Annotated in this window: 6 protein-coding genes and 1 pseudogene; 1 reads left to right on the top strand and 6 read right to left on the bottom strand. The window is 71.0% G+C overall.

Annotation, left to right across the window (positions count from 1 at the left end; all coding sequences use genetic code 11):
- From G6039_RS01685 to G6039_RS01675, 3 genes and pseudogenes are all read right to left on the bottom strand, one after another.
- Positions 1 to 321, bottom strand: a pseudogene (locus tag G6039_RS01685) (lytic transglycosylase); the annotation flags it as partial.
- Between the two features lie 280 nt (positions 322 to 601).
- The gene (locus tag G6039_RS01680) at positions 602 to 1,756 is read right to left on the bottom strand and encodes a cystathionine gamma-synthase (protein WP_006939059.1); all 1,155 of its coding nucleotides are present in this window, start codon (positions 1,754 to 1,756) and stop codon (positions 602 to 604) included.
- Positions 1,757 to 1,825: 69 nt separating this feature from the next.
- Positions 1,826 to 3,211, bottom strand: coding sequence for a cystathionine beta-synthase (locus tag G6039_RS01675; protein ID WP_006939058.1), 1,386 nt, complete (start codon positions 3,209 to 3,211; stop codon positions 1,826 to 1,828).
- 120 nt (positions 3,212 to 3,331) lie between these two features.
- Here G6039_RS01675 and G6039_RS01670 point away from each other — a divergent pair, with 120 nt between their 5' ends.
- Positions 3,332 to 4,294: an SGNH/GDSL hydrolase family protein gene (locus tag G6039_RS01670; protein WP_043800405.1), complete on the top strand. Its 963-nt coding sequence runs from the start codon at positions 3,332 to 3,334 to the stop codon at positions 4,292 to 4,294.
- On the opposite strand, the gene G6039_RS01665 is transcribed toward G6039_RS01670, so the two are convergent.
- The 3 genes from G6039_RS01665 to G6039_RS01655 form a co-directional block, all read right to left on the bottom strand.
- A complete protein-coding gene (locus tag G6039_RS01665; RefSeq protein WP_029542200.1) occupies positions 4,291 to 5,142 on the bottom strand; it encodes a Bax inhibitor-1/YccA family protein in 852 nt (283 codons plus the stop codon). The two genes, G6039_RS01670 and G6039_RS01665, sit on opposite strands and share 4 nt — an antisense overlap.
- 96 nt (positions 5,143 to 5,238) lie before the next feature.
- Complete coding sequence (locus G6039_RS01660) at positions 5,239 to 6,384, bottom strand: class I SAM-dependent methyltransferase (protein ID WP_006935794.1); 1,146 nt, start codon at positions 6,382 to 6,384, stop codon at positions 5,239 to 5,241.
- Positions 6,378 to 6,737 (bottom strand): hypothetical protein, encoded by a 360-nt coding sequence (locus G6039_RS01655; protein ID WP_006935793.1) that lies wholly within the window; start codon positions 6,735 to 6,737, stop codon positions 6,378 to 6,380. Before G6039_RS01655 ends, G6039_RS01660 begins: the two co-directional genes overlap by 7 nt.
- Between the last annotated feature and the right edge of the window lie 33 nt (positions 6,738 to 6,770).

The following is a 6,770-nucleotide window of genomic DNA, read 5'->3' as shown; positions in this document are numbered from 1 at the left end:
CGGGTTCTCCACCGGCGCCGGCGGCGGTTCGAGCACCGCGGCCGCCTCCGCCGGCAGGTGCGGCATCAGCGCGTCCTTCGCCGCCGACGTCGCGTCCGCCACGGCCTGCTCCGCCGCCGGACGCATCGGCTCGGGCAACCCCGCCACCAGATCGGCGACCTGCCGGTCCGTGGTCGCGGCGGAGGCTTCGGCCGATGCCTGGAACGACTCGACCGCCTGCGTCACCTGTTCCTTGATCTGATCCGGGATGTCCGCTCCCTGTACCAGGGCACTCGCCGCCGTGGCCACCGCCACAATCACCGCCGACGGGTCAACTGACATACGCGAACTCCCCATCCCTCAGACGACCGCCTTCACCGTACTTGTGATCTCTGTCACCGGTGCGGTTTCGTTACTTGGATATCATATATATGTAAGAACCTGTTCCAATTTGGCTGTTGTGACGCGCCACACAGCGAACTCGAAGTTACATCAACAGGGAACGCGGCGCTCGATCACCGCGCGGTCGACCGGGAGGTTCGGGGGTCGAGAGGGCGGTTCCTGCGGCCACATGCGAGAAAGGGCGCCCACATCCGCCCCCTCGGCGCAGTCACATCCGGGTTTACGCCTCCAGTGCCTGCTCGATGTCCGCGACGAGGTCGGCGGCATCCTCGATGCCGACGGACAGGCGCACCAGGTCTTCCGGGACCTCGAGCAGCGACCCGGCGGTCGAGGCGTGCGTCATCGCGCCCGGGTGCTCGATCAGCGACTCGACACCACCGAGGGACTCGGCGAGGGTGAAGATCTCGGTTCGTGCGCAGAAGTCGAGGGCGGCCTGCTTGCCGCCGGCCAGGCGCAGCGAGACCATGCCGCCGAACCGGCGCATCTGCTTCGAGGCGACGGCGTGGTCGGGGTGCGCCTCGTGGCCGGGGTAGATCACCTGGGCGACGGCGGGATGCCCGTCGAGCAGCTCGACGATCTTCTCTGCGTTGTCGCTGTGCCGTTCCATCCGCAGTGCCAGCGTCTTGATGCCGCGCATCGTCAGGTACGCGTCGAACGGGCCCGGGACGGCGCCCGCACCGTTCTGCAGGAACGCGAACCTGGTGTCGAGTTCCTCGTCGTTCGTGACCAGCGCGCCGCCGACCACGTCGGAGTGGCCACCGAGGTACTTGGTGGTCGAGTGCAGTGCGACGTCGGCCCCCAGGGCCAGCGGCTGCTGCAGGTACGGCGACGCGAACGTGTTGTCGACCACGATCTTCGCCCCACCGGTGTGCGCGACGTCGGCGAGGGCCGCGATGTCGCCGATGTTGAGCAGGGGGTTCGTCGGGGTCTCGACCCACACCAGCTTGGTGGTGGGGCGCATCGCCTCGCGCACGGCGTCGACGTCCGAGATGGGCGCGGGCGTGTACTCGATGCCCCACTGCGTGAACACCTTGTCGATCAGCCGGAAGGTGCCGCCGTAGGCGTCGTTGGGGATGACGAGGTGATCGCCGGGCCGCAGCACCGAACGCAGCAGGCAGTCGGTGGCGGCCATGCCGGAGCTGAAGGCCCGGCCGAAGGTGCCCGCCTCGATGGCCGCGAGGTTCGCCTCGAGCGGCTTGCGGGTGGGGTTTCCGGTGCGGGCGTACTCGAATCCGCCGCGCATCCCGCCGACCCCGTCCTGCGCGAACGTCGAACTCGCATAGATGGGGACGTTGACGGCGCCGGTCGCCGGGTCGGGATCGTATCCGGCGTGGATCGCTCGGGTGGAAAAGCCGTGGCTGCGCTGCTCACTCATGCGGCTCAGCCTAGTCGGGGGCACACGCCGGTGGCCCGGGGAACACACCCCGGGCCACCGGCGCGGCCGCTACGAGCCCGCGCTGATGAACCCGAGCAGGTCGTGACGGGTGATCACGCCGACGGGCTTGCCGTCGTCGATGACCAGCAGCGCATCGGTGTCGCCGAACGCCTTCGTAGCGGCGGCGATCGACTCGCCGACACCGATCAGCGGCAGCGACGGGCTCATGTGCTTCGCGACGGGGTCGGCCAGCCTCGCGCGGCCCTCGAAGACGGCGCTGAGGAGCTCGCGCTCGCTGACGCTGCCCGCGACCTCACCGGCGGTGACGGGCGGCTCGGCACCCACGACCGGCATCTGCGAGACCCCGTACTCGCGCAGGATCTCGACGGCGTCGCGGACCGTCTCCGACGGGTGCGTGTGCACGAGGGCGGGCAGCTCCCCCGACTTGCTGCGCAGCACGTCGCCGACGGTCGAATCGTCCGGCTTGCCGTCGAGCGGGGCCCGCAGGAAACCGTACGAGGCCATCCACTTGTCGTTGAAGATCTTCGACATGTAGCCGCGCCCACCGTCGGGAAGCAGTACCACGACGAGCGCGTCCGGTCCCTCGCGCTCGGCGACCCTCAGGGCGGCGACGACGGCCATGCCGCACGACCCGCCGACGAGCAGGCCCTCCTCGCGGGCGAGACGCCGGGTCATGTCGAACGAGTCCGCGTCGGAGACGGCGATGATCTCGTCGGGGATCGAGGGGTCGTAGGCGCTGGGCCAGAAGTCCTCGCCCACACCCTCGACGAGGTACGGGCGACCGGTGCCGCCGGAGTAGACGGAGCCCTCCGGGTCGGCGCCGATCACCTTGACCTTGCCGCCGGAAACCTCCTTGAGGTAGCGGCCGGTGCCGGTGATGGTGCCGCCGGTGCCGACGCCGGCGACGAAGTGGGTCACCTTGCCGTCGGTATCGCGCCAGATCTCCGGGCCGGTGGTCTCGTAGTGGCTCTCCGGCCCGGCCGGGTTGGAGTACTGGTCGGGCTTCCAGCCGCCGGGCAGTTCCCGGGCGAGCCGGTCGGAGACGCTGTAGTAGCTGTCGGGATGCTCCGGGGGCACCGCGGTCGGGCACACCACGACCTCGGCGCCGTACGCGCGGAGCACGTTGCGCTTGTCCTCGCTGACCTTGTCGGGACACACGAACACGCACTTGTAGCCGCGCTGTTGCGCGACGAGCGCGAGACCGATGCCGGTGTTGCCGGAGGTCGGCTCGACGATGGTGCCGCCCGGTTTCAGCGCACCCGAGGCTTCGGCGGCGTCGACCATCTTGACCGCGATGCGGTCCTTGGAACTGCCACCGGGGTTGAAGTATTCGACCTTCGCCGCGACCAGCCCCGAACCCGGCTTCGTCACCGAGTTGAGCTTGACCAGCGGCGTGTTTCCGATGAGACCGACGACGGAATCCGCTATGCGCATTCCTCCATGGTCTCAGATGCCTCTGCACAACGCCGTTCCGGCTGCTCGAGCGACGCATACGACGCACACTGGACACGGCAACTTCAGGGTGTGGCCGTCCTCTCGGAAAGGTGATCCACCGTGCCCCGAACTTCGTGGCGTGCCGCGGCGCTGGCCGGCGCGACGGCCGTCGCCGCCGGCTCCGGCGCCGGCGGCGCCTCGTGGCTGACGTACACGTACCTGATGCGCCAGGCGACGGAAGCGAGAGGCGTCATCGGCCGCACCTGGGCGAAGCCGCCCGAGGCGGACGGGGTGTACCTGCCCGGAGCGCAGTCCCCGGTGCCGTGGCGCCGCGACGTGCCGTTCGACCTGCACCTGATGATCTTCGGGGATTCGACGGCGGCCGGCCTGGGCTGCGCGAGCGCCGCCGAGGTGCCCGGGGTGCTGCTGGCCCGCGCCCTGGCCGACGAGTCCCGTCGCCGGGTCCGGCTCAGCACGAAGGCGATCGCGGGGGCCACCTCGCGGGGCCTGGCGGGGCAGGTCGACGCGATGTACGTGGCGGGACCGCCGCCGGACGCGGCCGTCATCCTGGTCGGTGCCAACGACGTGACCGCGAAGCAGTCGCTGCATCGTTCGGCGCAGCGGCTGGGCTCGGCGGTGCACCGGCTGCGCGCCGGCGGCGCCGTCGTGGTCGTCGGCACGTGCCCCGACCTCGGGGTGGTCGGCGCGATCCCCCAGCCGCTGCGCACGGTCGTGCGGACGTGGGGGCGGCAACTGGCCCGCGCGCAGGCCGCGGCGACGCGCGCGGCCGGTGGGCATCCGGTGCCGCTGGCCGACCTGTTGACGCCCGAGTTCCTCTCCGCGCCGGACCGCCTGTTCTCCGCGGACGGGTTCCATCCCTCGGCCGCGGGATACGAGCTGGCGGCCCGTCACCTGCTGCCGGTGCTGGCCGCCGCGCTGGGTCACTGGGCGGGCGGTCCGGTGCCGGAGCCGCCGCTGACGTCGGCGGCTGCCCGGCTGTGGCTGCCCCGGACACGCCGCGGGCCCCGGGAACGGCTGTTCCCGAGGCCCGCGGTCGGCACGGTGGCCGGAGAGATCGGCTAGTCGTTCTGGAAGTACGACAGCAGGCGCAGGATCTCGACGTACAGCCAGACCAGGGTGACGGTCAGACCGAAGGCGACGCCCCACGCGGCCTTCTCCGGCGCCTGGGCGCGGATGAGCTGATCGGCGGCGTCGAAGTCCAGCAGGAAGCTGAACGCGGCGATGCCGATGCAGACGAGGCTGAAGACGATCGCCAGGGTGCCGCCGTCGCGCAGGCCCAGGCCGCCGTCGACGAAGAAGCTCGCCACCAGGTTGCCCAGCGCCAGGACGAGGACACCGATCAGCGCGCCGACGATCATGCGCGTCAGGCGCGGGGTCACGCGGATCGCCCCGGTGCGGTAGACGACGAGCATGCCGAAGAACACGCCGAACGTGCCGAGCACCGCCTGGACGATCAGGGTTCCGCCGCCGGCGCCACCGAAGGTGATGTCGGTGAACATGAACGACAGCGCACCCAGGAAGAAGCCCTCGGCGACGGCATAGGCCAGGACGATGGCCGGGTTGTCCATCTTGCGGCCGAAGGTAGCCACGAGGACCAGGACCAGGCCGATGAGACCACCGCCGATGACGAACGGCGCGGCCAGGTTCACGTTGCCGTTGACGAGGACGTAGGAGATCAGCGCCGAGATCGCCAGCACGCCGAGCGTGATGCCGGTCTTGGTGACGACGTCGTCGATCGTCATCGACCGCTCGGTGGTGGGCCGGGCCCAGGGGTCCGCCTGCGCGTACTGCGGCTGGCCGAATTGCTGGGTGACCTGCGCGGCGCCCGCCGTCGCAGAGCCGAACGTGGCGTATCCGCCGCCCTCTTGCTTGGGCAGGTTGCGGAACACCGGGTTACTGGTGGTGCGCACCGTGCACATCCCTTCTCGTGGTCGGTTCTGTCCGTTCAACGATCCGCGGACGCCGGGAGTTCCCCGGACCGGAGCCGAGCACGGACAAACCGGACTCTACCGGGTGCGCACGGAGCGGGTCACGGTGAACTTACGGTTGCGTCCTGCAACTTCTGTGCGGCCGACCGTCCGCTGCAGCATCCCACGATAGTTCAGGTGGGTGTTGTAGACGGTCCACAGTTCACCGCCCGGGCGCAACAGCCGGGCGGCCGCGTCGAACATCTTCACGGCCGCGCCCGTGTGCACGGCGGCGCCGACGTGGAACGGCGGATTGCACAGCACCACGTCGACGGAGGCGTCCGGCAGCGACCCGGCCACGTCGTCGCGCAGGACCTCGACCCGGTCCGCGACGTGGTTCGCGGCGGCGGTGGCGGCGGCCGACGCGACCGCCGCGGCCGACTGATCGGTGGCGATCACCCGCAGCCCGGGGAACCGCCGGGCCGCCGCGACGGCGAGGATGCCGGTGCCGCAGCCGAGGTCGACGGCGGTCCTCGCGTCGCGTGGCAGCCGGGGCAGGAAGTCCAGCAGGAATCGGGTGCCGATGTCCAGGCGGGAACCGGCGAACGCGGCCCCGTGCGCGACGACGGTGAGCCCGACGTCGGTCACCGTCTCGGTCACCGGGTAGGTCGGCTCGGCGGCGATCGGGCCGCGGGCGGTGAGCACCCGTGACTTCTGCCGGCCCCGGGAGGCCCGGACCTCGGTGAAGCTCCGGGCCAGCACCTCGTTCATCGCGGGCGTGATGTGCTTGTCGCGGCCACCGGCGAACACCGTCACGCCGGGGTCGGCGTGCCGGGCGACGGTCTCGGCGATCTCGGTGAGCGCGGCGAGCGACCGCGGCAGCTGCAGCAGCACCACCCGGGCCCCGGTGAGCAGATCGGCCCCGAGACCGTGCACGGTGAAACGGTCGGACAGGCCCTCGCGCGCGGCGTTCGCGGCCAGGGCCCGCTCCCCCACCACCGAGTCCTGGTGCACCCGGATCCCCGACGCGGAGTACCGCACGGCGACGCCGAGGGTGAGGGCGCCGTAGTGGTCGTCGATCACCGCGACGGTCCCGGCCGGCGCCGCGGCGAGCGCGGCGTCGGCTTCGTCGAGGATCAACCTGTCGGCGGCGTCGACGGCGACCAGGTTGGGCGCCTCCACGTCCGGGAGGCGCCGCAACCGGCCGAACAACTCGTCGCCGGCAGCAGAGTCGCCGGTCAGCACTGCCCCTTGCCGGCGTTCTCGACGGCGCGCAGCGTTTCGGCCTGCTGTTCCTCGCTCAGCTCCGCCCAACCCGGCAGCGACTTCTGCGCGTCGGCGACGGAGGTCGCGGCCTGGGTGCGGTCCTGCCCCCAGGATTCGAGCTGGTCGAAGTACGGCACCAGGGCGCTGCAGATCTGGTCGTAGCTCTGGCCCAGCTCGATGCCGGTGCTTCCGGTGACCTGGCTCGTGCTCGGCGCGGCGGTGGTGGACTCGGTGGTCCCCTCGCCTGCGGAGCCGGAGTCGCCGGACGATCCGCAGGCCGCCGCGAGCAGCACCGCACCCGTACCGAACAGCGCCGCGAGAGTCTTCTTCATCGTTTCCCAATTCCGATCGCAGTGTCGTTTCCC

This window comes from Rhodococcus aetherivorans (genome assembly GCF_011058165.1).
Lineage (GTDB): Bacteria > Actinomycetota > Actinomycetes > Mycobacteriales > Mycobacteriaceae > Rhodococcus > Rhodococcus aetherivorans.
Note: the sequence above shows the minus strand (reverse complement) of the source record. Positions and strands in the feature narration are given on the sequence as shown.

Coding starts and splice junctions, on each gene's coding strand:
- G6039_RS01675 (WP_006939058.1), bottom strand. CDS start 3,211: ATGCGCATAGCGGATTCCGTCGTCGGTCTCATCGGAAACACGCCGCTG.
- G6039_RS01680 (WP_006939059.1), bottom strand. CDS start 1,756: ATGAGTGAGCAGCGCAGCCACGGCTTTTCCACCCGAGCGATCCACGCC.
- G6039_RS01655 (WP_006935793.1), bottom strand. CDS start 6,737: ATGAAGAAGACTCTCGCGGCGCTGTTCGGTACGGGTGCGGTGCTGCTC.